Source organism: Streptomyces sp. DH12 (assembly GCF_020873895.1).
Classification (GTDB): Bacteria; Actinomycetota; Actinomycetes; order Streptomycetales; family Streptomycetaceae; genus Streptomyces.
Window position 1 is genome coordinate 220,681 of sequence record NZ_JAHWGT010000007.1, and the last position, 21,931, is coordinate 242,611.

Annotated in this window: 21 protein-coding genes; 7 read left to right on the top strand and 14 right to left on the bottom strand. The window is 75.5% G+C overall.

Annotated elements, in window-relative coordinates; genetic code table 11:
• Positions 1 to 8: 8 nt before the first annotated feature.
• Complete coding sequence (locus LPA54_RS09000; RefSeq protein ID WP_228975543.1) at positions 9 to 1,211, top strand: alanine racemase; 1,203 nt, start codon at positions 9 to 11, stop codon at positions 1,209 to 1,211.
• A 106-nt stretch (positions 1,212 to 1,317) separates the two neighbouring features.
• Here LPA54_RS09000 and LPA54_RS09005 read toward each other — a convergent pair whose 3' ends face one another.
• The 4 genes from LPA54_RS09005 to LPA54_RS09020 all read right to left on the bottom strand — a co-directional run bounded on the left by LPA54_RS09005 (position 1,318) and on the right by LPA54_RS09020 (position 5,888).
• Positions 1,318 to 2,244, bottom strand: coding sequence for a DUF2510 domain-containing protein (locus LPA54_RS09005; RefSeq protein ID WP_228975545.1), 927 nt, complete (start codon positions 2,242 to 2,244; stop codon positions 1,318 to 1,320).
• Positions 2,245 to 2,272: 28 nt separating this feature from the next.
• Positions 2,273 to 3,067 carry a 3-oxoacyl-ACP reductase gene (locus LPA54_RS09010; RefSeq protein WP_228975546.1) on the bottom strand — a complete coding sequence of 265 codons (795 nt, stop codon included), beginning with the start codon at positions 3,065 to 3,067 and terminating at the stop codon, positions 2,273 to 2,275.
• A 3-nt stretch (positions 3,068 to 3,070) separates the two neighbouring features.
• On the bottom strand, positions 3,071 to 4,423 hold the full coding sequence (locus tag LPA54_RS09015; protein ID WP_228975611.1) for an aldehyde dehydrogenase: 1,353 nt from the start codon (positions 4,421 to 4,423) through the stop codon (positions 3,071 to 3,073).
• Positions 4,424 to 4,511: 88 nt separating this feature from the next.
• Complete coding sequence (locus LPA54_RS09020) at positions 4,512 to 5,888, bottom strand: glutamine synthetase family protein (protein ID WP_228975548.1); 1,377 nt, start codon at positions 5,886 to 5,888, stop codon at positions 4,512 to 4,514.
• A gap of 76 nt (positions 5,889 to 5,964) precedes the next feature.
• Here LPA54_RS09020 and LPA54_RS09025 point away from each other — a divergent pair, with 76 nt between their 5' ends.
• From LPA54_RS09025 to LPA54_RS09035, 3 genes are all read left to right on the top strand, one after another.
• Positions 5,965 to 6,690, top strand: a complete 726-nt coding sequence (locus tag LPA54_RS09025; RefSeq protein WP_228975550.1) for a FadR/GntR family transcriptional regulator — start codon at positions 5,965 to 5,967, stop codon at positions 6,688 to 6,690.
• Positions 6,691 to 6,788: 98 nt separating this feature from the next.
• Entirely contained in the window at positions 6,789 to 8,300 is a 1,512-nt protein-coding gene (gene eat / locus LPA54_RS09030; RefSeq protein ID WP_228975552.1) for an ethanolamine permease, read from the top strand.
• Positions 8,301 to 8,349: 49 nt separating this feature from the next.
• Positions 8,350 to 9,036 carry a gamma-glutamyl-gamma-aminobutyrate hydrolase family protein gene (locus LPA54_RS09035; RefSeq protein WP_228975554.1) on the top strand — a complete coding sequence of 229 codons (687 nt, stop codon included), beginning with the start codon at positions 8,350 to 8,352 and terminating at the stop codon, positions 9,034 to 9,036.
• A gap of 107 nt (positions 9,037 to 9,143) precedes the next feature.
• On the opposite strand, the gene LPA54_RS09040 is transcribed toward LPA54_RS09035, so the two are convergent.
• A complete protein-coding gene (locus LPA54_RS09040; RefSeq protein ID WP_228975557.1) occupies positions 9,144 to 10,046 on the bottom strand; it encodes a LysR family transcriptional regulator in 903 nt (300 codons plus the stop codon).
• Between the two features lie 368 nt (positions 10,047 to 10,414).
• On the opposite strand from LPA54_RS09040, the gene LPA54_RS09045 reads away from it, so the two are divergent.
• Positions 10,415 to 11,482 carry a C4-dicarboxylate ABC transporter gene (locus LPA54_RS09045; protein WP_267486930.1) on the top strand — a complete coding sequence of 356 codons (1,068 nt, stop codon included), beginning with the start codon at positions 10,415 to 10,417 and terminating at the stop codon, positions 11,480 to 11,482.
• On the opposite strand, the gene LPA54_RS09050 is transcribed toward LPA54_RS09045, so the two are convergent.
• Together LPA54_RS09050 and LPA54_RS09055 are read right to left on the bottom strand one after the other, a co-directional pair.
• Positions 11,409 to 12,131, bottom strand: a complete 723-nt coding sequence (locus LPA54_RS09050; protein WP_228975561.1) for a helical backbone metal receptor — start codon at positions 12,129 to 12,131, stop codon at positions 11,409 to 11,411. The two genes, LPA54_RS09045 and LPA54_RS09050, sit on opposite strands and share 74 nt — an antisense overlap.
• Positions 12,132 to 12,255: 124 nt before the next feature.
• Positions 12,256 to 12,813 (bottom strand): helix-turn-helix domain-containing protein, encoded by a 558-nt coding sequence (locus tag LPA54_RS09055; protein ID WP_228975563.1) that lies wholly within the window; start codon positions 12,811 to 12,813, stop codon positions 12,256 to 12,258.
• A gap of 135 nt (positions 12,814 to 12,948) precedes the next feature.
• Between LPA54_RS09055 and LPA54_RS09060 the strand changes: the two genes are divergently transcribed.
• Together LPA54_RS09060 and LPA54_RS09065 are read left to right on the top strand one after the other, a co-directional pair.
• The gene (locus tag LPA54_RS09060; protein ID WP_228975613.1) at positions 12,949 to 13,857 is read left to right on the top strand and encodes a 5'-3' exonuclease; all 909 of its coding nucleotides are present in this window, start codon (positions 12,949 to 12,951) and stop codon (positions 13,855 to 13,857) included.
• Between the two features lie 48 nt (positions 13,858 to 13,905).
• Positions 13,906 to 14,754, top strand: coding sequence for a siderophore-interacting protein (locus LPA54_RS09065; protein ID WP_228975565.1), 849 nt, complete (start codon positions 13,906 to 13,908; stop codon positions 14,752 to 14,754).
• A 94-nt stretch (positions 14,755 to 14,848) separates the two neighbouring features.
• Here the strand turns inward: LPA54_RS09065 and LPA54_RS09070 are convergent, their stop codons facing one another.
• The 7 genes from LPA54_RS09070 to LPA54_RS09100 form a co-directional block, all read right to left on the bottom strand.
• Positions 14,849 to 15,490: a MerR family transcriptional regulator gene (locus LPA54_RS09070; protein ID WP_228975566.1), complete on the bottom strand. Its 642-nt coding sequence runs from the start codon at positions 15,488 to 15,490 to the stop codon at positions 14,849 to 14,851.
• Between the two features lie 374 nt (positions 15,491 to 15,864).
• Positions 15,865 to 18,693, bottom strand: coding sequence for an RNA helicase (locus LPA54_RS09075; RefSeq protein WP_228975568.1), 2,829 nt, complete (start codon positions 18,691 to 18,693; stop codon positions 15,865 to 15,867).
• A 139-nt stretch (positions 18,694 to 18,832) separates the two neighbouring features.
• Positions 18,833 to 19,786: a twin-arginine translocase subunit TatC gene (gene tatC / locus LPA54_RS09080; protein ID WP_228975569.1), complete on the bottom strand. Its 954-nt coding sequence runs from the start codon at positions 19,784 to 19,786 to the stop codon at positions 18,833 to 18,835.
• An 87-nt stretch (positions 19,787 to 19,873) separates the two neighbouring features.
• Complete coding sequence (tatA, locus tag LPA54_RS09085) at positions 19,874 to 20,155, bottom strand: Sec-independent protein translocase subunit TatA (protein ID WP_228975571.1); 282 nt, start codon at positions 20,153 to 20,155, stop codon at positions 19,874 to 19,876.
• Positions 20,156 to 20,331: 176 nt separating this feature from the next.
• On the bottom strand, positions 20,332 to 20,535 hold the full coding sequence (locus LPA54_RS09090; RefSeq protein ID WP_228975574.1) for a hypothetical protein: 204 nt from the start codon (positions 20,533 to 20,535) through the stop codon (positions 20,332 to 20,334).
• 29 nt (positions 20,536 to 20,564) lie between these two features.
• A complete protein-coding gene (locus LPA54_RS09095; protein WP_228975576.1) occupies positions 20,565 to 20,837 on the bottom strand; it encodes a hypothetical protein in 273 nt (90 codons plus the stop codon).
• A gap of 125 nt (positions 20,838 to 20,962) precedes the next feature.
• Positions 20,963 to 21,922 (bottom strand): YafY family protein, encoded by a 960-nt coding sequence (locus LPA54_RS09100; RefSeq protein WP_228975578.1) that lies wholly within the window; start codon positions 21,920 to 21,922, stop codon positions 20,963 to 20,965.
• Between the last annotated feature and the right edge of the window lie 9 nt (positions 21,923 to 21,931).

Below are 21,931 nucleotides of genomic sequence, written 5' to 3' on the forward strand. Positions count from 1 at the left end.
CTCGGGCCATGACTCCCCGCGCCGCCGACCGCGCCCGGTACGACCGGGCCACCGCGCACCTCGACGCCCCGCTCGCCGTGGTCGACCTCGACGCCTTCGACGCCAACGCCGACGACCTCGCGGCCCGCGCCGCCGGCAAGCCGGTACGGGTCGCCAGCAAGTCGCTGCGCTGCCGGGCACTCCTCGAACGGGTCCTGGCGCGGCCGGGGTTCGCGGGGGTGATGGCGTTCACCCTGGCGGAGTCGCTGTGGCTGGCGCGGTCGGGGTTCCGGGACGTCCTGCTGGCCTACCCGTCCGCGGACCGCGCCGGCTTCGCGGAGTTGGCCGGGGACGCCGCACTGGCCGGCGCCGTCACGGTGATGGTGGACGACCCGGCGCAGCTGGACCTCGTCGACGCCGCCCGCGGGGACGGGCGGGAGGAGGTGCGGGTCTGCCTGGAGCTCGACACGTCGCTGCGCCTGCTGGGCGGGCGGGTGCGGATCGGCGCGCTGCGGTCGCCGCTGCGCGAGCCGGCCGAACTCGCCGAGCTGGCCCGCTCGGTGGCCCGCCGGCCGGGGTTCCGACTGGTGGGGCTGATGGCGTACGAGGGGCACGTGGCCGGGGTCGGCGACGCGGTCGCCGGGCGGCCGCTGCGGTCGCGGGCGGTGCGGCTGATGCAGGCGGTGGCGCGGCGGGAACTGGCCGCGCGCCGGGCGGCGGTGGTGGCGGCCGTGCGGGAGGTGGCCCCGGAGCTGGAGTTCGTCAACGGCGGCGGCACGGGCAGCGTGCAGTACACGGTCGCGGAGGACGCGGTCACGGAGGTCGCCGCCGGCTCCGGGCTGTACGTGCCGCGGCTGTTCGACGACTTCTCGTCCTTCGCCGGCCGGCCCGCCGCGCTCTTCGCGCAGCCGGTGGTGCGCAGGCCGGGCGTGGGCGTGGTGACGGTGCTGGGCGGCGGCTACCCGGCGTCGGGCGCCCCGGGGCGCGACCGGCTGCCGGTGCCGTACCTGCCGGAGGGGCTGCGCTACGACCCGCGGGAGGGGCCCGGTGAGGTGCAGACCCCGCTGGTCGGACCGCCCGCCGACGACCTGCTGATCGGCGACAAGGTGTGGTTCCGGCACGCGAAGGCGGGCGAACTGTGCGAGCGGTTCGACCGGCTCCACCTGATCGAGGGCGACCGGGTCACGGCGGTCGTCCCGACCTACCGCGGCGAGGGACGGACCTTCCTCTAGACGCCCCCGGGCGCCCGCTCACCCGGCTCGCTTTCCCCGGGCGCCCTTCCCCCGCCTCCGCCCCTCCCCCGCCGTGCGCCCTGCCGTCGCCCGCCCCGCTCCACCGCTACCGGGTGCCGCCCGGTGCGAGGCTGCTGCCCACGCCGCCGCCCGTGGCGCTGCCGGTGGGGCGGATGCCCCGGGTGATCCGGTCCATCAGGGCGAGCGGCGGCCCGTCGGGCCCGGCGTCGAACGCGAACCGCACGGCGACGGGCTGCTCGACGCCGTTGGGCGAGGGGAACACCAGCGACTGGACGTGACCGCCGGGTCCCTTGCCGGTGGTGACCCGCCAGCGGACGAGGTAGCCCGTGCGTCCGGCGACGACGGCCTGGCGCGCGGCGACCACGGTGTGGCCGGTGACGCCTCCGTAGTGCTGGTTGCCGAGCCCGTCGTCGCCGTACAGCTGCTCGGCGGCGTCCACGACGTCCTGCTCGGCCATGGCCCGGTGGGTGGTCGCGGTGGAGGTCAGCGTGCGGGAGAGGACCCGGCCGGGCTTGCACAGACGGGTGGATCCGGGGCACTGGCCGTCGGCGACGGTGACCATCGTGGGTGCCTGGTCGATGCCGATCTCCGCCTTCGACCAGCCCTCCGGGATGGGGAGGTCGATGCCGTTGAGCTGGTCGAGGAGGACCGTGGCGTCCTCCTCGGGCGCGGAGGGGGCGGCCGGCGGGGGCGGGGTGGGCGTCGCCGGGTCCGGGGAGCCGGTCGCCGCGGCGGGTCCGGAGGCGGCGGCCGGCGGCCGCGCCTCGGGCGCCTGGTCGTCTCCCGGACGCAGGACGACCACGGCGGTGACCGCCACCGCGGCGGCCACGGCCGCCGCCACCGCGATCCGCACCCCGCGCCCGCCCGAGGCCCGCGCCGCGGGGACGGTGGCGGGGGGCGTGGGGCCGGCCGCGGGGCGGGTGTGCGCGGTCCACGCGGTCCCGTCCCACCAGCGCTCCACGGCGGGGAGGGACGGATCGCGGTACCAGCCCGGCGGTGTCGTCATGCTCATGCGGTCAGGGTAGTCACCGCGGGCCCGCTCAGAGCGGGGTGACGTACGCTCCCGCGATCCCGCCGTCGACCAGGAAGTCGGTGGCGTTGACGAACGAGGCATCGTCGCTGGCGAGGAAGGCGACCGCGGCGGCGATCTCCTCGGCCTCGGCGAACCGGCCGACCGGTACGTGCACCAGGCGGCGCGCGGCCCGCTCGGGGTCCTTGGCGAACAGCTCGCGCAGCAGCGGCGTGTCGACGGGCCCGGGGCACAGGGCGTTGACGCGGATGCCCTCGCGGGCGAACTGCACGCCCAGCTCACGGGACATGGCGAGGACGCCGCCCTTGGAGGCGGTGTACGAGATCTGCGAGGTCGCGGCGCCCAGGCGGGCCACGAAGGAGGCCGTGTTGATGATGGAGCCCCGGCGTTGGCGGCGCATGTAGGGGATGGCGGCCTTGCAGCACAGGTAGACGGAGGTCAGGTTGACCTCCTGGACGCGCTTCCACGCCTCCAGGCCGGTCTCCAGGATGGAGTCGTCGTCGGGCGGCGAGATCCCCGCGTTGTTGAAGGCGACGTCGACGCTGCCGTAGGTGTCGTACGCGGCCCGGAAGAGCGCCTCGACCTGCTCGGGGTCGGTGACGTCGACGCGGACGAAGAGGCCGTCCACCTCCTCCGCCGCGGCCTTGCCCGCCTTCTCGTCGATGTCCCCGCACACCACGTGCGCGCCCTCGGACGCGAGGCGGCGGGCGGTGGCCAGGCCGATGCCGCTGCCGGCGCCGGTGACGACGGCGGTACGGCCGACGAGGCGGCGGCAGACGACGGCGGTGTCCGTGCTCTCGGTCATGGGTCAGCCTTCCGTGCTGATGAAGACGTTCTTGGTCTCGGTGAAGGAGGCGAGGGCGTCGGGCCCCAGCTCGCGGCCGACGCCGGACTGCTTGAAGCCGCCGAAGGGGGTCCAGTAGCGGACGCTGGAGTGGGAGTTGACGGAGAGGTTTCCGGCCTGGACCGCGCGGGAGACGCGCAGCGCGCGGCCGACGTCGCGGGTCCACAGGGAGCCGGAGAGGCCGTGGTCCGTGGCGTTGGCGAGGCGTACGGCGTCGGCCTCGTCGTCGAAGGGGAGGACGACGGCGACGGGGCCGAAGACCTCCTCCGTGGCGACCGGGGCGCCGGGGTCGACGCCGGTCAGGACCGTCGGCGGGTACCAGAACCCCGGCCCGCGGGGCGCGCTGCCGCGCAGCGCGTCGGCACCGTCGGGGACGTAGGAGCGCACGCGGTCGAGCTGGACGCGGGAGATGAGGGGGCCCATCTGGGTGCGCTCGTCGGCCGGGTCACCGACGACGACCCGCTCCACGGCGGGGGCGAGGAGCTCCAGGAAGCGGTCGTGGACGGTGCGCTGGACGAGGATGCGGGTGCGGGCGCAGCAGTCCTGGCCGGCGTTGTCGAGGAAGGACATGGGCGCCGCGAGGGCGGCGGCCTCCAGGTCGGCGTCGGCGAAGACGACGTTGGGGCTCTTGCCGCCCAGTTCGAGGGTGACGCGGGCGAGGCGGTCGGCGCACTTGGCCATGACGCCCTTGCCGACGCGGGCCGAACCGGTGAAGACGATCTTGGCGACGCCGGGATGCTCGACGAGGGCGGCGCCCGCGACGGGGCCCTCGCCGGGGAGCACCTGGAGGAGGTGCTCGGGCAGGCCGGCCTCCAGGGCCAGCTCGGCCAGGCGCAGGGCGGTCAGCGGGGTGGTCTCGGCGGGCTTGAGGAGGACGGCGTTGCCGGCGGCGAGGGCGGGGGCCGCGCCCCAGGCGGCGATCGGCATGGGGAAGTTCCAGGGGGCGATGACGCCGACCACGCCGAGCGGTTCGAGGAAGGTGACGTCGACGCCGCCCGCGACCGGGATCTGCCGGCCGGTGAGGCGTTCGACGCCGCCGGCGGCGTAGTCGAGGAGGTCGCGGACGTTGCCGGCCTCCCAGCGGGCGTTGCCGAGGGTGTGGCCCGCCTCGCGGACCTCCAGCAGGGCCAGTTCCTCGACGTGGTCGTCGACGACGGCGGCGAAGCGGCGCAGCAGCCGGGCACGGTCGCCGGGGGCGGCGGCGGCCCAGGCGCGCTGGGCGCGGGCGGCCCGGGTCACGGCGGCGTCGACGTCGGCGGCGCCGGCGGCCGCGACGGTGGCGACGTGCTCCTCGGTGGCGGGGTTCAGGACGTGCAGCTCGGTGGCGGGCGGCTCGTCGCCGGGGTGCCGGGCGGGCGACCCGCCGGCGGGGGCCGGGGCGGGGGGCTCGGTGGTCAACGCGGCCTCACAGGCGTTCGAAGGAGCGGCGCAGCTCCCAGTCGGTCACGGCGGCGTCGAAGGCGGCCAGTTCGACGCGGGCCATGTTGAGGTAGTGGGCGACGACCTCGTCCCCGAAGGCGGCCCGGGCGAGCGCGCTCCCCTCCCACAGCCCGGCGGCCTCGCGCAGGGTGGTGGGCACGTGGTCGTGGTCGCCGGCGTAGGCGTTGCCGGTGCACGGGTCGGGGAGTTCGAGCCGCTGCTCGATCCCGTGGATGCCGGCGGCGACGAGCGCGGCGACGGCGAGGTAGGGGTTGACGTCGCCGCCGGGGAGGCGGTTCTCGAAGCGGGTGGAGGGGCCGTGCCCGACGACGCGCAGGGCGCAGGTGCGGTTGTCGTGGCCCCAGGCGACGGCGGTGGGGGCGAAGGAGCCCGGCTGGAACCGCTTATAGGAGTTGATGTTGGGGGCGTAGAGGAGGGAGAACTCGCGCAGGGCGGCGAGCTGACCGGCGAGGAAGTGGCGCATCACGGGGGACAGGGCGTCCGGGCCGCCCGGTGGGCCGTCCCCGGCGAAGGGGTTGCGGCCGTCGGCGTCCTGGAGGGAGAGGTGGATGTGGCAGGAGTTGCCCTCGCGGTCGTTGTACTTCGCCATGAAGGTGAGGGCGACTCCCTCCTGGGCCGCGATCTCCTTGGCGCCGGTCTTGTAGACGGCGTGGTGGTCGCAGGTGGTGAGCGCCTCGTCGTAGCGGAAGGCGATCTCGTGCTGCCCGGGGTTGCACTCCCCCTTGGCGGACTCGACGGTCATGCCGGCCCCGGCCATCTGGGTGCGGATGCGGCGCAGGAGGGGTTCGACGCGGCCGGTGCCGAGGATCGAGTAGTCGACGTTGTACTGGTTGACCGGGGTGAGGCCGCGGTAGCCGGCGTCCCACGCCTGCTCGTAGGTGTCCTTGAAGACGATGAACTCGAGCTCCGTGCCGACGTGGGCGGTGTAGCCGTGCGCGGCGAGCCGCTCCAGCTGGCGGCGGAGGATCCCGCGGGGCGCGACGTCGACCGGGGAGCCGTCGCGCCGGAGGAGGTCGGCGACGAGCAGCGCGGTGCCGGGGTGCCAGGGGACGCGGCGCAGGGTGGCCGGGTCGGGGCGCAGGGCGAAGTCGCCGTACCCGGTGGACCAGGAGGAGGCGGCGTAGCCGTCGACGGTGTTCATCTCGGTGTCGACGGCCAGCAGGTAGTCGCAGCCCTCGGCGCCGTGCTCCAGCACCTCGTCGAGGAAGAAGGGGGCGGCGAACCGCTTGCCCTGGAGCCTGCCCTGCATGTCGGGGAAGGCCAGGACGACGGTGTCGATCTCGCCGTCCGCGACGAGCGCGCGGAGGTCGTCGACGGTGAGCGGGGGTGTGCGGTCTGCCACGGGGTGGGTCCTCCTTGGGTCAGCCGGAAGCCATAAGGTATTGCCGTGGACCTTTGATTGGGAAGAGGGCGGACACATGGCGACGGAGCAGGCGCCCGATCGGCTGACGCCGGTGCTGCGGCCGGTGCGCGCCGGCAGCGGGTTCGAGGAGGCGCTGGAGCAGCTCCTCCAGGTGGTGCGGCTCGGCCTGGTGCCCGCCGGGGGGCGGCTGCCCGCCGAGCGGGAGCTCGCGGAGCGGATGGGGATCAGCCGGGTCACGCTGCGCGAGGCGCTGCGGGTGCTCCAGGAGCAGGGGCTGGTGGAGAGCCGGCGGGGCCGGTACGGCGGCACCTTCGTGCTGCGTCGGGAGGTCCGGCCGGGCGGGGAGGAGCTGCGGCGGCGCACGGCGGCGGTCGACCTCGCGGACGTGCTGCTCTTCCGCGAGGTGCTGGAGACCGGGGCGGCCGGGCTGTGCGCGGGGCGCGGGCTGGACGGGGCGGACGCCGCCCGGCTGCGCGCGGCGCTGCGGGCCACGCACGACGCGCCGCTGGAGGAGTACCGGCGGCAGGACACGCTGCTGCACCTGACCCTCGCCGAACTGTCCGGCTCGCCGACGCTGGCCGAGCGGTACGCGGCCGTCCGCGCCACGGTCAACGACCTGCTGGACTGCATACCGCTGCTCGTACGGAACCTGGAGCACGCCCAGCACCAGCACGACGCGCTGGTGGAGGCGGTCCTGGAGGGCGACGCCGAGGGGGCGCGGGAGGTCGCGCGGGAGCACTGCGCGGGGACGGCGGCGCTGCTGCGCGGCTTCCTCGCCTGACGGCGAAGTGGCGCCGAGGGTATTGCGCCGATCCCCGACCCCCGCAAAGGTATGGGTCCATCCCATTGGCTGGACCGAGGCGGGGAGCTGACGCTGCCATGACCCTGGACGAGAACCCCGACACCGCGCCGCCCGGCGCCGGGTCACCCCACGCCGGCCCGCCCGGCGCCCCGCCGGCCGACGACTACCTCCGGCGCCGCGCCCTGCGGCGCGGCAGCGCGGGCTGGCTGCTGCTCACGGGGCTCGGCGTCGGCTACGTCGTCTCCGGGGACTACTCCGGCTGGAACATCGGCCTGGCGAAGGGCGGCTTCGGCGGGCTCGCGGTGGCCACGCTCCTCATGGGCACGATGTACGCCTGCCTGGTCCTCGCCCTGGCCGAGCTCTCCGCCGTCCTGCCGGCCGCGGGCGGCGGCTACGGCTTCGCGCGGCGGGCGCTCGGCACCTGGGGCGGCTTCCTCACCGGTACGGCGATCCTCATCGAGTACGTCCTCGCCCCCGCCGCGATCTCGATCTTCATCGGGGACTACGTCGAGTCGCTGGGCCTGTTCGGCCTGGAGTCCGGGTGGCCCCTCTACCTGGGGTGCTTCGCCGTCTTCGTCGGCATCCACCTGTGGGGCGTGGGCGAGGCGCTGCGCTTCAGCCTCGTCGTGACGGCGGTCGCGGTCGCCGCGCTGCTGGTCTTCGCGGTCGGCGCGTTCACGGAGTTCCGGGCGGACGCGCTGGTCGACATCCCGGTGGACCCCGGGGCGTACGGCGCGAGCGGCTGGCTGCCGTACGGGCTGCTCGGCATCTGGGCGGCGTTCCCGTTCGGCATGTGGTTCTTCCTCGGCGTGGAGGGCGTGCCGCTGGCCGCCGAGGAGGCGAAGGACCCGGTCCGGTCGATGCCGCGGGCGATGGCGCTGTCGATGGGCGTGCTCGTGGTGCTCGCCGCGGTGACCCTGGTGGCGGCGACCGGGGCGCGCGGCGCCGCGGCCGTCCAGGACGCGGGCAACCCGCTCGTCGTGGCCCTGGAAGGGGACGGCGGGCCGACGGCGCTCAGCCGGTTCGTCAACTACGCGGGGCTGGCCGGGCTCGTGGCGTCGTTCTTCTCGCTCGTCTACGCCGGGTCCCGGCAGCTGTTCGCGCTGTCCCGGGCCGGCTACCTGCCCCGGTTCCTGTCGCTCACCAGCCGCCGCAAGGCACCGTGGCTCGGGCTGCTCGTCCCGGGTGCGATCGGCTTCGCCCTGGCGGCCGGCACGGACGACGGGGCGCGGATGCTGAACATCGCGGTCTTCGGCGCCACCATCTCGTACGCCCTGATGGCCCTCTCCCACATCGTGCTGCGGCGCCGCGAGCCGCTGCTGGTACGCCCGTACCGCACCCCGGGGGGCGTGGTGACCTCGTCGGTCGCCCTCGGCCTCGCCCTCTGCGCGCTCGTGGCCACCTTCCTGGTGGACGCGGTGGCCGCGCTCATGGCGCTCGGGGTGTACGTCGTCGCCCTGGCGTACTTCGCGCTCTACAGTCGTCACCGTCTCGTCGCGAGCGCGCCGGAGGAGGAGTTCGCGGCACTGGCGGCGGCGGAGGCCGAACTGGACCGCGCGGGCCGGGCGCCCCGGGACGGCGCCGGGTGACGAGGGTGGCGGAGTGTCGGGAGTGGCGCTGGTGGAAGGAGCGGTACGCGTGAGCAGGCCCCTCATCGGAGTGACGACCTACCTCGACCCCGCGCGCTGGGGGGTGTGGGAGATGCCGGCGGCGCTGCTGCCGGCCGGGTACCCGCGGCTGGTGCAGGCGGCGGGCGGGATCGCCGCGATGCTCCCGCCGGACGCGCCGGACGCCGCCACGGCGGTGGTCGCCCGGATCGACGCGCTCGTCGTCGCGGGCGGCCCGGACGTCGACCCGGCGCGCTACGGCGCCCCGCGCGACCCGAGGACCGGTCCGCCCGCTCCGGAGCGGGACGCCTGGGAGCTGGCGCTGCTCGACGCCGCCCTGGCGGCGGGCACCCCGGTCCTGGGCGTCTGCCGCGGGATGCAACTGCTGAACGTGGCCCTCGGCGGGACGCTCGTGCAGCACCTGGACGGGCACGTGCGGGAGCCGGGCCGGTTCGCCTGCCACACCGTCAAGCCGGTACCGGACACCCGCTGCGGCACGCTGGTGCCGGAGGCGGTCGAGGTGCGGACGTACCACCACCAGGCCGTCGACCGCCTCGGCGCCGGCCTGGTGGCGTCCGCGTACGCCGAGGACGGCACGGTCGAGGCGGTGGAGCCGTACGGGGCCGGGGCGTGGGTCCTGGGCGTGCAGTGGCACCCGGAGGCGGACGACGACACGCGCGTGATGCGGGGCCTGGTCCGCGCCGCGACCCGGGCGTGACGGGCGCGCCGCCTGACGCGAGCCTGAGGGCGCGCCGCCTGACGGGCCCTGACGGGTTCCGCGTCGGGCGGCCGCCGGGGCCGGTCGGTGCGCCGCCCGTCCGCGTGTCAGCGGGCCCGGGACAGCGACAGCAGGTCGCGGGCCGGGCCGGTCGGGCGCGGGCCGCGGGGCCACACGGCACGCAGGGCGCGGCGCAGGTCGACGCCCTCCACCGGGACCTCCGCCAGGCGGCGGGAGGCCAGCTCCTCGGTCACCGCCAGCTCGCTGAGGACGGCGGGCCCGGCACCGCTCACGGCCGCGGACTTCACCGCGGTCGTCGAAGCCAGCTCCATCAGCGGCGCGGCGAGGCCGCCGTGAGCCGCCAGGGCCGAGTCGAGCACCTGGCGGGTGCCCGAGCCGTACTCGCGCAGGACCAGCGGGGTCGCCGCGAGTTCGGCGGGGGTGACCGGCGCGCGACGGCGGGCCCACCGGTGGGAGGGGGCCGCGACGACGACGAGCCGGTCGTGGGCGACGACCACGCCGTTCAGCCCCTCGGGGACGGCGAGCCCCTCCACGTACCCGAGGTCGGCCTCGCCCGCCAGCAGGAGCGCCGCGACCGCGGCGGAGTTCCCGGCGCGCAGCGACACGGCCGTGTCGGGCAGGTCCGCGTGCAGGGCGATCAGCCAGCCGGGCAGCAGGTACTCGGCGATCGTCATGGACGCGGCGACGCGCAGCCGCGAGTCGCGCCGGTCGCGCAGCGCCTGGGCGCCCGCGTCGAACGCCTCCGCCGCCTCGACGACGCGCCGCGCCCAGTCCGTCACCAGGGCGCCCGCGTCGGTGAGCCGGGAGCCGCGCGGCGAGCGGTCGACGAGGGCGACACCGAGCTGCCGTTCCATGGAGCGGATCCGGCTGCTCGCCGCGGGCTGCGTGATGCCGACCTCGCGGGCCGCCCGGCCCAGGCTGCCGTGCCGGGCCACGGCGATGAGCAGTTCCAGGGCTCCGAGGTCGGGCACGCGGTGCGAGAGGCTCATAAGACCAGCTTATGGGGTCATAGCCGCAAGGTCCCTGGTCGGGGGTGGTGGGGACGACCAGGCTGGGCAGCATGGCAACCCCCGCCCGGTACCTCCCCCCTCCCGCCGCCCACCCCGGGTCGCTCCCGCTCCCCCACACCGGGCCGCCGCCCCACGCCGACTCCCCGCCGCCCCCCGGACCCGTGGCGGACGCCGGATCGCTCCCCGCGCCCGGCTCGCTCCCCGCGCCCGGATCGCTCCCCGCGCCGGGCTCGCTCCCCCACCCGCCGCGGGGAGCCGTCCCCCTCCAGCGGCGGGGCCCGCTCCGCCGCCCGCGCCGGACCCCTGCGGCCCCCGGCGTCCGCACCCGGGCCGCCGCCGTCCGCCACCTGGGACCGCAGTGGTACGCGGCCGTCATGGGCACCGCGATCGTCGGCAGCGCGGGCGCGGCCCTGCCGGTGCGGGTGCCGGGGCTGCGGACGGCCTGCACCGCGATGTGGGCGCTGTCGCTGCTGGCGCTCCTCGCGCTGGTGGCCGCGCGGGCCGCGCACTGGACGCACCACCGCGACCGGGCCCGCGCCCACCTGCTGGACCCGGCGGTCGCCCCGTTCCACGGGTGCGCCGCCATGGCGCTGGTCTCCGTCGGCGGCGGCACCCTGCTCGTCGGCCGGGACTGGCTGGGCGCGGGCGCGGCGGTGGCCCTCGGCGCGGTCCTCTACGCGGCCGGCACGCTGGCCGGGCTCGCGACCGCGGCAGCGGTGCCGTACCTGATGGTGGTGCGGCACCGGGTGGCGGAGCCGTCCCCGCTGTGGCTGCTGCCGGTGGTGGCGCCGATGGTGTCGGCGGCGCAGGGCCCGCTGTTCGCCGCGCGCCTGCCGCCCGGCGAGGCCCGCGGGACGCTGCTCGCGCTGTGCCTCGCCATGTGCGGGGCGAGCCTGCTGGCCTCGCTGCTCGTGGTGCCGCTGGTCTTCGGCCGGCTGGTGACCGGCGGCCCGCCCCCGCTCGCGGCGACACCCGCGCTGCTGCTGGTCCTCGGCCCGCTGGGCCAGTCGACGACCGCGGCGAACGCCCTCGCGGACGCGGCCGGGCCCGGCGTGCCGTACGCGGCGGCGCTGGCGGTGCTGTACGGGGTGCCGGTGACGGGCTTCGCGCTGCTGTGGCTGGCGCTGGCCGGGGCGCTGGTGGTGCGGGCCCGGCGGCGCGGGATGCGCTTCGCCCTGACGTGGTGGGCGTTCACCTTCCCCGTGGGCACCTGCGTCACGGGACTGGAGGGCCTGGCGGGCCACACGGGTCTCGCGGTGTTCCCGGTGGTGGCGGTGGCCCTGTACGGGCTGCTCGTCGCCGGGTGGCTGGCCGCCGCGGCGGGGACGGTGCGGGGCCTGCTCAGCGGGACGCTGCTCGCAGGGCCCGGCCCAGCGCCTCGGGTGCCCGGGCCAGGGACGGCCCGTACCACGTGAGGTACCGCCCGTCGACGAGCGCGGCGGGCAGGCCGGGGAACGCCTCGGGCCCGTCGTCGGCGGTGAACCGGTACGGCTCGTCCGGCAGGACGACGAGGTCGGCGCCGCGGGCCCGCAGCTCCTCCAGCGGGACCCGCGGGTAGCGCTCGGCGTGGCCGGCGTACGCGTTGGCCACGCCGAGCCGGGCGAGCAGGTCGCCGGCGAAGGTGTCCCGCCCGAGGACCATCCAGGGCCGCCGCCAGACGGGCACGACGGCGGTGCGGGGCGGCCCGGCCGGCGCGGCGGCGGCCCAGGCGGCCTCGGCCTCGTCCAGCCAGCGCGGCCGGGACCGTACGCCGCAGGCCCGCAGGACCCGGTCGAGCTCGGCGAGTGCCTGGTCGAGGTCGCGGATTTCGGTGACCACGACGTCGAGGCCCGCTTCGCGCAGGGCGGCGAGGTCGGCGGGGCGGTTCTCCTCCTCGTTGGCGACGACGAGGTCGGGCCGCAGCGCGACGACGGCCGCCACGTCGGGGTTCTTGGTGCCGCCGACGCGGGCCGCGTCGAGGCCGGCGGGGTGGGTGCACCAGTCGGTGCACGCGACGAGCGCCCCGGGCGCGGACACCGCGACGGCCTCGGTGAGGGAGGGCACGAGCGACACCACGCGCGTCACGCGGCCGCCCCCGCGCAGGGTGCGGCCGACGCCAGGCGGAGTGCGGCCGACGCCGCACGGGGTACGGCCGACACCGCGCGGGCGGTCACCGACCGCGCCTGGGCGCCGGGGGCCGCCGCGCGTGTCACTCGGCCGCCCCCATGTGGGGGGCGACGGAGACGACGAGCACCCGCGTGGCCGCCCCGGAGGAGGCCCGCCACCGGTGGCGCACCCCGCCGGAGAGGTACAGGGTGTCGCCGCGCTCCAGCCGGTAGGCGCGGCCCTCGGCCTCCACCTCCACGGTGCCGTCGGCGACGTACAGCAGCGCGTCGTTGCGCAGCACCAGCTCGCGGCCCGCGTCGTGGTCGCCGGTGAACTCCTCGGCGTGCATCTGGTGCTCGCCGCGCACCAGCGGGCGCACGCCGGGCGGCGCGGCCGGGTCCTCGGCGGGCGCGACCGCCCGGACGACGTCGACCGTACGCGTGGCGTCGCCCGCGTCGAGCAGCTCGACGGCGGTGGTCTTCAGCGCGTCCGCGATGCACTCCAGCGACCGGGTGCTGGGCCGGGCGCGCTCGTTCTCGATCTGGCTGAGAAAGGGCACGGACAGGCCGCTGCGCTCGGCGACGGCGGCCAGGGTCAGCGACAGCGCGCGGCGCCTTCTGCGCACGGCCGCGCCGACCCGGGGCGTTTCCTTGTCGTCCATGTCTTCCCTCCCTTCCCTCCCTCTTCGACCACCTTACGCAGCGCGAGTACCCCCGAGTAGCGCAAACGGCGGAAGCGTCCGGGCACCGGCCCTGTCGGTGCCGTACGGCATCATGCGAGTGTGACGCGACGCCTGATGCTCCTCGACACCGCATCCCTGTACTTCCGGGCCTACTTCGGGGTCCCCGACTCGGTGCGGGCCCCGGACGGCACGCCGGTGAACGCCGTGCGCGGCCTGCTGGACTTCATCGCCCGCCTGGTGCAGGACCACCGCCCGGACGACCTGGTGGCGTGCATGGACGCGGACTGGCGGCCGGCCTGGCGGGTGGAGCTGATCCCGTCGTACAAGGCGCACCGGGTCGCCGCGGAGACCGGGGCGGGCGTGCCGGACGAGGAGGAGGTGCCGGACACGCTGTCGCCGCAGGTCCCGGTGATCGAGGCGGTGCTGGACGCGCTGGGCGTGGCCCGTGTCGGCGTCGCGGGGTACGAGGCGGACGACGTGATCGGCACGCTCGCGGGCCGCGCGCCGGGCCCGGTCGACATCGTGACGGGCGACCGCGACCTGTACCAGCTGGTCGACGACGCCCGCGGGGTGCGGGTGCTGTACCCGGTCAAGGGCGTCGGCACGCTCCAGGCGGTGGACGAGGAGTGGCTGCGCGGCAAGTACGGCGTGGACGGCCCGGGGTACGCCGATCTGGCCACTCTGCGCGGCGACCCGAGCGACGGCCTGCCCGGGGTGCCGGGCGTCGGCGAGAAGACCGCGGCGAAGCTGCTGGACGCCTTCGGCGACCTCGCCGGGATCATGGCGGCGGTGGACGACCCGGCGTCCCGGCTGACCCCGGCGCAGCGGCGGCGGCTGGACGAGGCGCGGGCCTACGTGGCGGTCGCGCCGAAGGTCGTACGGGTCGCGGACGACGTTCCGCTGCCGCCGTTCGACCCGGCGCTGCCGAGCCGCCCCGCCGATCCTGAGGCACTGCGGGGGCTGGCGGGAAAGTGGGGGCTCGGGGGGTCCCTGGAGCGACTGCTCACCGTCCTCGACCGATGAGGTGTTAGCTTAGGTATACCTAAGCAACCACTTTCCCGGGGAGACGCCGTGGCGGAACAGCCGGCTCGCAGGACACCGAAGGCCCATGAGGCGCGGGTGGTGCGCACCGAGTGGATCGCTCCGCACATGGTGCGGATCGTCCTCGGCGGCGAGGGGCTGGCCTCTTTCGCCACGAGCGGCTTCACCGACCACTACATCAAGATCCTCCTCGCGCCCGAGGGCGTGACCTATCCGGAGCCGTTCGATCTGGACCGGATCCGCGAGGAGCTGCCGCGCGAGCAGTGGCCAGCCCAGCGCACCTACACGGTGCGCGCGTGGGACGCCGAGCAGCGGGAGCTGACGGTCGACTTCGTGGTCCACGGGGACCAGGGCCTGGCGGGCCCGTGGGCGGCTCGGGCGCGGGTCGGTGAGCCGGTCCGGTTCCTCGGCCCGGGCGGCGCGTACGCACCCGACCCGGAGGCCGACTGGCACCTGCTCGCCGGCGACGAGAGCGCCCTGCCGGCCATCGCCGCGGCGCTGGAGCGGCTGCCCGACGGCGCGGTGGCGCACGCCCTGGTGGAGGTCGAGGACCCCGACGACGAGCTGAAGATCACCGCCCCGGCCGGCGTCGAGGTCCGCTGGCTGGCGCGGCGCGGCCGCCCGGTCGGCGAACCGCTGGTGGAGGCGGTGCGGGACCTCGCCTTCCCCGAGGGCACCGTGCACGCCTTCGTGCACGGCGAGGCGGGCGCGGTGAAGGAGCTGCGCCGCCACCTGCGCACGGAGCGCGGCATCCCGCTGGAGCGGCTGTCCATCTCCGGGTACTGGCGCCTGGGCAAGACGGACGAGGCGTGGCGCGCGGTCAAGCGCGAGTGGAACGCCCAGGTGGAGAGCGAGGAGCAGGCCGAGACCGCGGCCTGACCCCCACGGCGGGTCCGGGGCCCGCGGGCCCCGGACACCGCGCCGCGACCACGGGTCCGCCGTACGCCGCCTCCCCCTCCCCCTCGGCTCGCGCCTACCGCTCGCGCCCCGGGCCGTACGTGCGGGCCGACGCGTCGACCTGGGCGAGGCGTCGGAGGGAGGCGAACACCACGTCGCCCAGCACCGTGCCCACGACGGCGCTCTCCACGACGTCCTCGCGCGCGGCCTCACCGGCGACGTAGGCCACGTCCGTCGCGGCGACCCGCTCCGCCGCGTCCGCGTACGCCTCCAGCCCCACCTCCGCGAACCGATCGTGCCCCAGCCGGCTCAGCGCGGCGAGCGCGTCGGCCAGCGCGCGGGCCGCCGGGTTGGCGTCGTCCACCGCCCATCCCCGGCGGGAGATCAGCTCGGTGACGCGCCGCCGCGCCGCGTCCCGCGCGGCGTCCTCGGGCCCGCCCTGGCGCGGCGCGATGTGGTCGTGCGCCGCGCCCAGGACCCCGTGCACGGAGCGGTCGGGGTCCTCCACCGCCTCCAGCACGTCCTTGATGGCCGCGACGGAGAGTCCGCCGACGTCGATCAGGGCCCGGACCAGCCGGAGCCTGCGGACATGCGCCTCGCCGTAGCTGGCCTGGTTGGGGCTGCTCAGCTCCCCGGCCGGCAGCAGCCCCTCCCGTACGTAGTACTTGATCGTCGGTACCGAGACACCGGTCCTGCGGCTCAGCTCGCCCACGCGCACGCCTGGTCACCCTTCGCTCCGCGCCCCGTCCCTTGCCGGGGCCACCCCCATCATAGATAGTGGCGCTATCGGATAGCGGGCCGTGCCACTACCCGCCCGGCTCCGGGGGCCCCTCACGCCGGTACCACCCCGCGGGCTCGGCCTCCACCCCGCGGTGACGAGCCACCTGCCGGTGCCGCCCGCCCGCTGCCGCCGCACGCACCGCCGCTCTTCCCGCCCCTGCGGGCGGCGGCGGACTCCCGGCGCCGGAAGCGCGCCACCGCCCCCGCCCGCGTGGCGCCGCGCCCCTGACGCCGGAAAGGGCCCGGCCGGAACGATCCGGCCGGGCCCTCCCCGGAGCGTGCCCCGCGCGCCACGCGCGAGGTGAGCGGACGTCAGCCCACCGAGCTGTACGCGACGACGCCCCGCAGCAGCCCCTCGACCGCCTTGCGGGCGCTCTTCGCGACCGTGCTGTCCTCCCGCGGCGCCGCCGCGGCGATCTGGCCCAGCACGTCGATGACCTGCTTGCACCAGCGCACGAAGTCGCCGGCCGGCATCTCCGCCTCGCGCAGCACCTCGTCGAGTCCCTTGCCGGACGCCCACTGGTGCGCCGCCCAGGCGAAGCCGAGGTCCGGCTCGCGCTGTCCGACGCCCTCCGCCTGGTTGACCCGGAAGTCCTCCTCCAGCGCGTCGAGACGGCCCCAGATGCGGACCATCTCGCCCAGCGCGGCCTTCGCCTTGCCGGACGGCACCTTCGGCGCGACCGCGTCGTCCGCCTGCCGGGACTCGTACACCAGCGCCGACACGCACGCGGCGAGTTCGGCGGGGCCGAGCCCCTCCCAGACCCGCTCGCGCAGGCACTCGCTCGCCAGCAGGTCCAGCTCGCCGTACAGCCGCGCGAGCCGCTTGCCGTGCTCGGTGACCTCGTCGTCCCGCAGGTAGTCCATCTCGGTCAGGAGCGCCACGATGCGGTCGAAGGTGCGGGCGATGGTGTTCGTCCGGCCCTCGATGCGCCGTTCCAACTGCCGCGTGTCCCGCTGCAGTCGGTGGTACCGCTCCGCCCAGCGGGCGTGGTCCTCCCGCTCGTCGCAGCCGTGGCACGGGTGCGCGCGCAGGGCGGTGCGCAGCCGGGCGATCTCCCGGTCGTCGACGGCGGCGGACCGCCCCTTGCGGTGCCGGTCCGGCACGATGTGCCCGGCCTTCGTCCGCAGCGCCGACGCCAGGTCGCGGCGGGACTGCGGCGAGCGCGGGTTGAACGAGCGCGGGATCCGCATCCGCTCCAACGGCTCCACCGGCACCGGGAAGTCGATCGCGCCCAGCCGCTTGACCTGCCGCTCCGCCGTCAGGACCAGCGGCCGGGGCCCGTCGTGCTGCTCGAACCCGCGGTGGCCGTTGGACCGGCCGGCCGGCAGCCCGGGGTCGAGCACCAGCGCCAGCCCGGCGAACTTGCCGGTCGGCACGTGGATGACGTCACCCGGCTTGAGCCGCTCCAGGGAGGTGGCGGCCGCGGCCCGCCGCTGCACCGCGCCCTGCTTGGCGAGTTCGTTCTCCCGGTCCTTCAGCTCGCGGCGCAGCCGGGCGTACTCCTCGAAGTCGCCGAGGTGGCAGGTCATGCCCTCCCGGTAGCCGTCGAGGCCCTCCTCGTTGCGCTGGACCTGCCGGGAGATGCCGACGACGGACCGGTCCGCCTGGAACTGCGCGAACGACGTCTCCAGCAGCTCGCGCGAGCGGTGCCGGCCGAACTGGTCGACGAGGTTGACCGCCATGTTGTACGAGGGCCGGAAGCTGGACCGCAGCGGGTAGGTGCGCGTGCCCGCGAGGCCCGCGAGGTGCGTGGGGTCCATGCCGCGCTGCCACAGGACCACGGCGTGGCCCTCTACGTCGATGCCGCGGCGTCCGGCGCGGCCGGTCAGCTGGGTGTACTCGCCGGGCGTGATGTCGGCGTGCTGCTCGCCGTTCCACTTGACGAGCTTCTCCAACACCACCGTCCGCGCGGGCATGTTGATGCCGAGCGCCAGCGTCTCCGTGGCGAACACCGCCTTGACGAGGCCGCGGACGAACAGCTCCTCGACGATCTCCTTGAACGTCGGCAGCATCCCGGCGTGGTGCGCGGCGATGCCCCGCTCCAGCCCCTCCAGCCACTCGTAGTAGCCGAGGACGTGGAGGTCCTCCGAGGGGATGCTCGCGGTGCGCTCCTCGACGAGCTCGCGGACGCGGCGGCGGGCCTCCTCGTCGTTGAGCCGCAGACCGGCGACGAGGCACTGCTGGACGGCCGCCTCGCAGCCCGCGCGGCTGAAGATGAAGGTGATCGCGGGCAGCAGGCCCTCGGCGTCGAGCCGCTCGATGACCTCCGGGCGGGCCGGCGTCCAGATGCGCGAGCGCTGGCGGCGCTCCCGCTCGCGGTCGGCCTCGCGGACCATCTTGCCGCGGCGCCGGTCGCGCGGGTTGTACGTGCGCGAGTTCTCCATGCGCGCGAGGCGGTCGAGGTCGGGGTTGACCTCCCGGCGGGTGACGCCGCGGCCGCCGTGGTCGGTCTCCTCCTCGAAGAGGTCGTAGATCCGGCGCCCGGCCAGGACGTGCTGCCACAGCGGCACGGGCCGGCTCTCGGAGACGATCACCTCGGTGTCGCCGCGCACGGTGTCGAGCCAGTCGCCGAACTCCTCGGCGTTGGAGACGGTCGCGGAGAGCGAGACCAGGGTCACCGACTCGGGGAGGTGGATGATCACCTCCTCCCAGACGGCACCGCGGAAGCGGTCGGAGAGGTAGTGGACCTCGTCCATGACCACGTACCCGAGGCCGCGCAGCGACTGGGAGCCCGCGTAGAGCATGTTGCGGAGCACCTCGGTGGTCATGACGACCACCGGCGCGTCGGGGTTGACGCTGTTGTCGCCGGTCAGCAGTCCGACCCTGGTGGGACCGTAGCGCTTGACGAGGTCGGTGTACTTCTGGTTGGACAGCGCCTTGATCGGCGTCGTGTAGAAGCACTTGCGGCCCTGCTCCAGAGCCAGGTGGACGGCGAACTCGCCGACGATGGTCTTGCCCGAGCCGGTCGGCGCGGCGACGAGCACGCCCTTGCCGGACTCCAGGGCGCCGCATGCCTCGATCTGGAACGGGTCCAGGTCGAAGTCGTACAGGGCGCGGAAGGCGTGGAGCGCGGTGGCCTCCTCGGCGGCCCGGCGCCGGGCGGCCGCGTACGCTTCCGCTGGTGTGAGGTCGTCTGTCATCTTGTCATCGAGACTACCCGGCGGGACCGACAGTCAGCTCGGCGTTTCCCCGACCGCCGCCGCGTACGGTGAGCGGCCGGCCGCGCGGTGTGCGCGACCGGCCGCGGTGTGACCGGGGGGTCGTGGAGCGCAGGGTGGCTCAGGTCACGTCGTCGTAGCCGTTGACCCGCCGGACGGGGGCGCCGTCGGCGTCCTTGCCGGCCTGCTCCGGGAGGACCGGGGCGGGGGCCGCGGCCACGGGCTCGACGGGGCCGACGGCCTCGGGGCTGAGGTCGAGCGGGGACGCCTCGTCGTCGCTCAGCTCCGGCCCGGCCTGGCGGCGCCGGCGGCGGTCGTTCAGCAGGGAGAAGCCCACCGCGGCGAAGTACAGCGCGGTCAGCGGGACCTGCATGACGATCATGGAGAGCGGGTCGGTGGGCGTGACGATGGCCGCGAAGATCGCGATGCCCATGACCATCCCGCGCCACCAGCCGAGCATCCGGGCGCCGCTGACGACGCCGCCCAGGTTGAGCAGCATGAGGATCAGCGGCAGCTGGAAGGCGAGGCCGAAGGCGAGGACGAGCTTGATCGTCATGCCGATCATGTCGTCGACGGTGATGTAGTTCACCGAGCCGTCGACGCTGAAGCTGAGCAGCAGCGGCACGGCGTGCGGCAGGACCCAGTACGCCAGGTAGGCGCCCGCGAGGAACAGCGGGGTGCCGATCGCCACCGTGGAGACGGCGTACTTCTTCTCGTTGCGGTGCAGGCCGGGCGCGATGAACGCCCACAGCTGGTAGAGCCAGACCGGGGCGGAGGCGACGATCCCGGCCATGACGCCCACCTTGACGTAGGTGGTGAAGGGGGACGTGATGCCGATCTGCGAGAGCACGGCGCACTTGCCCGCCCGCGCGGCGGGATCCAGCTCACTCAGGCACCGGGGCACGGGGGAGCTGAGGAACTCGGCGATGTCCTTCGAGAAGAACAGCGCCACGATCACCAGCGGGATGAACGCCAGCAGGGACTTGACCAGCCGGTTGCGCAGCTCGCGCAGGTGGTCGACCAGGGGCATCCGCCCCTCGGGGTCCCTGGGCTTCTTGCGGGCGGACTTGAGCAACCCACGTCCTTGTCTCGGAAGAGCGACCGCCCGCGAGGGCGGCCGCCCGTGTACCTGTGGTGAACCGTGAACCGGGTGACCGGGGCGTCAGCCCTGGGAGGTCCGCTTGGGCTCGTCGACAGGGCGTGCGGACGTGACGTCACCGGGGGCGGCGTGGATGGTCCTGGGCGCCGGGGCCTGCTCGGCCGTGCCGGAGTGGTGCGCGTCGTCCTTGGCGGGGCTGTCGTTCTTCATGGCGGCGGCCTCGCTCTTGAGGATGCGCGCGGACTTGCCCAGCGAACGGGCGACCTCCGGCAGCTTCTTCGCACCGAAGAGCAGCACGAAGATCCCCACGACGATGGCCAGATGCCAGATGCCGACCTGACCCATTTTTCCCTACCTTCTGAGACCGAGGTCATCTGTACCGGAGCGGTGCGGACGCATGCGTTCAGACCGCCCGCGCGGGCATTCATCGTAACCCTCACCGGTTAACACGGGGCAATCCCCCGGCGTACCGCCGGTGCGGGGAGTACGGGGCGGGCCGTTCGGCGCCGCCTGCCGGCCCGTCACCGGCCGGGCAGGGCCTCGCCGGTGCGGGCCAGGTCCGCGGCCGCCGCCTCCAGCTCCTCGGCGGCGCGGTTGATGCGCTGTGTGGTGCGCGTCACTTGACGGCCGAGGCGCTGGGCCTCGATGAAGACCCGGATGCCGAGGACACCGAGGACGGCGATCCCGAGGAACCCGAGGGCGACGGCGAGCATGGGCCAGAACATGAGGGAAGCCTAGACGGTGGCGGGCGGCGTCAGACGGTGGAGTGGAGCCGCAGCGTCCGCACGCCGCCGCCGGTGAGGAGTTCGACGATCCGCTCCCCGGCCGGCCTGCGCACGGACCGGCCGCACTCGGGGCAGGTGAAGGAGTAGAAGGTCGTGCGCCGGCTCGCGCCGATGGCCAGGCGCAGGGAGCCGGCCGCCAGCTCGCACCGGGCCCGGCACTCGGGGCAGGCGGCCTTGAAGAGCACGGGGCCGCGCTGTGCCGGGATGCCGGGCAGCCCCGGTGTGTCCCACGTCTCCCCCATGGCGTCTCCCCTTCCCCTCTCGTACGTGACGTGAGCTGACGTGACCTGGCTCGGCCCGGCGCGGCGGGACCGGCCTGCCGCGGCGCGGCGTGCGCGGTCGCGGTGCGGCCCGGCGCGCCGGGCGGTCAGGCGTCCTGGCCGTCGTAGGCGGCGAGCGCCTCCTGGGCGGCGCGCCGCGCGCTGTCGGCGAGCGCGGTGGGCGTGACGATCCGCCCGTCGCTCCCCAGGCGCAGCGCGAGCCGTCGCAGGGAGGTCGGGTCGGGGGTGCGCAGGGTGATGCGCAACCCTCCGTCGGGGAGTTCCTCGGCGCTGTCGTGCGGGTAGTACTCGGCGACCCAGCGCCCCCCGGGGCCGACCTCGACGACGACCTCGGGGTCGTCGGCGGACGGCTGGACCAGTCCCGCGGAGAGGTCGCGCAGCTCGACCTCCGGGGGTGAGGACGGCTCGTCGAGGATGCGGATCTCGGCCACGCGGTCGAGCCGGAAGGTGCGCCGCGCCTCGGAGAGGCGGCACCACGCCTCCATGTAGGTGTGGCCGACGGCGAAGAGCCGGATCGGATCGACCTCCCGCTCCGTCAGCTCGTCGCGGGCGGGCGAGTAGTAGCGCAGCCAGAGCCTGCGCCGCTCGGAGATGGCCCGGTCGACCTCGGCGAAGACCCCGCCCTCGGACTCGAAGGTCACCGACAGCCGGGAGCTGGCGCCGGCCGCCTCCCCGGCCGCCGCCTCCAGCTTGGCGGTGGCCCGCAGCAGGGCCTCGCGGTCGCTCTCGCGCAGGCCGGGCAGGGTCGCCACGGCGCGGGCGGCGACCAGCAGGGCGGTGGCCTCGTCGGCGGCGATGCGCAGCGGGGCCGCGACGTCGTCCGGGTTGTGCCACCAGATCTGCTCGCCGTCGGTGTCGATGTCGAGCAGGTCCCCGCCGCGGAAGCTGGTGCCGCACATGGGCAGGACGTCGAGGTCGGCGATGAGCTCGGCCTCGGTGATGCCGAAGGCGCGGGCCACGTCGCCGACATGGGCGCCGGGACGTTCCCGCAGGTAGGTCACCAGGGAGAGCATCCGCCTGGTCTGGTCGATCGCGTTGGGGGCCATCGCTCGCTC

What these genes read in the sequence shown, in the direction of transcription:
- LPA54_RS09000 (WP_228975543.1), top strand. Translation starts at nt 9, where the DNA reads ATGACTCCCCGCGCCGCCGACCGCGCCCGGTACGACCGGGCCACCGCG.
- LPA54_RS09005 (WP_228975545.1), bottom strand. Translation starts at nt 2,244, where the DNA reads ATGAGCATGACGACACCGCCGGGCTGGTACCGCGATCCGTCCCTCCCC.
- LPA54_RS09010 (WP_228975546.1), bottom strand. Translation starts at nt 3,067, where the DNA reads ATGACCGAGAGCACGGACACCGCCGTCGTCTGCCGCCGCCTCGTCGGC.
- LPA54_RS09025 (WP_228975550.1), top strand. Translation starts at nt 5,965, where the DNA reads ATGGCGACGGAGCAGGCGCCCGATCGGCTGACGCCGGTGCTGCGGCCG.
- eat (WP_228975552.1), top strand. Translation starts at nt 6,789, where the DNA reads ATGACCCTGGACGAGAACCCCGACACCGCGCCGCCCGGCGCCGGGTCA.
- LPA54_RS09040 (WP_228975557.1), bottom strand. Translation starts at nt 10,046, where the DNA reads ATGAGCCTCTCGCACCGCGTGCCCGACCTCGGAGCCCTGGAACTGCTC.
- LPA54_RS09055 (WP_228975563.1), bottom strand. Translation starts at nt 12,813, where the DNA reads ATGGACGACAAGGAAACGCCCCGGGTCGGCGCGGCCGTGCGCAGAAGG.
- LPA54_RS09060 (WP_228975613.1), top strand. Translation starts at nt 12,949, where the DNA reads ATGCTCCTCGACACCGCATCCCTGTACTTCCGGGCCTACTTCGGGGTC.
- LPA54_RS09075 (WP_228975568.1), bottom strand. Translation starts at nt 18,693, where the DNA reads ATGACAGACGACCTCACACCAGCGGAAGCGTACGCGGCCGCCCGGCGC.
- tatA (WP_228975571.1), bottom strand. Translation starts at nt 20,155, where the DNA reads ATGGGTCAGGTCGGCATCTGGCATCTGGCCATCGTCGTGGGGATCTTC.
- LPA54_RS09090 (WP_228975574.1), bottom strand. Translation starts at nt 20,535, where the DNA reads ATGTTCTGGCCCATGCTCGCCGTCGCCCTCGGGTTCCTCGGGATCGCC.
- LPA54_RS09095 (WP_228975576.1), bottom strand. Translation starts at nt 20,837, where the DNA reads ATGGGGGAGACGTGGGACACACCGGGGCTGCCCGGCATCCCGGCACAG.
- LPA54_RS09100 (WP_228975578.1), bottom strand. Translation starts at nt 21,922, where the DNA reads ATGGCCCCCAACGCGATCGACCAGACCAGGCGGATGCTCTCCCTGGTG.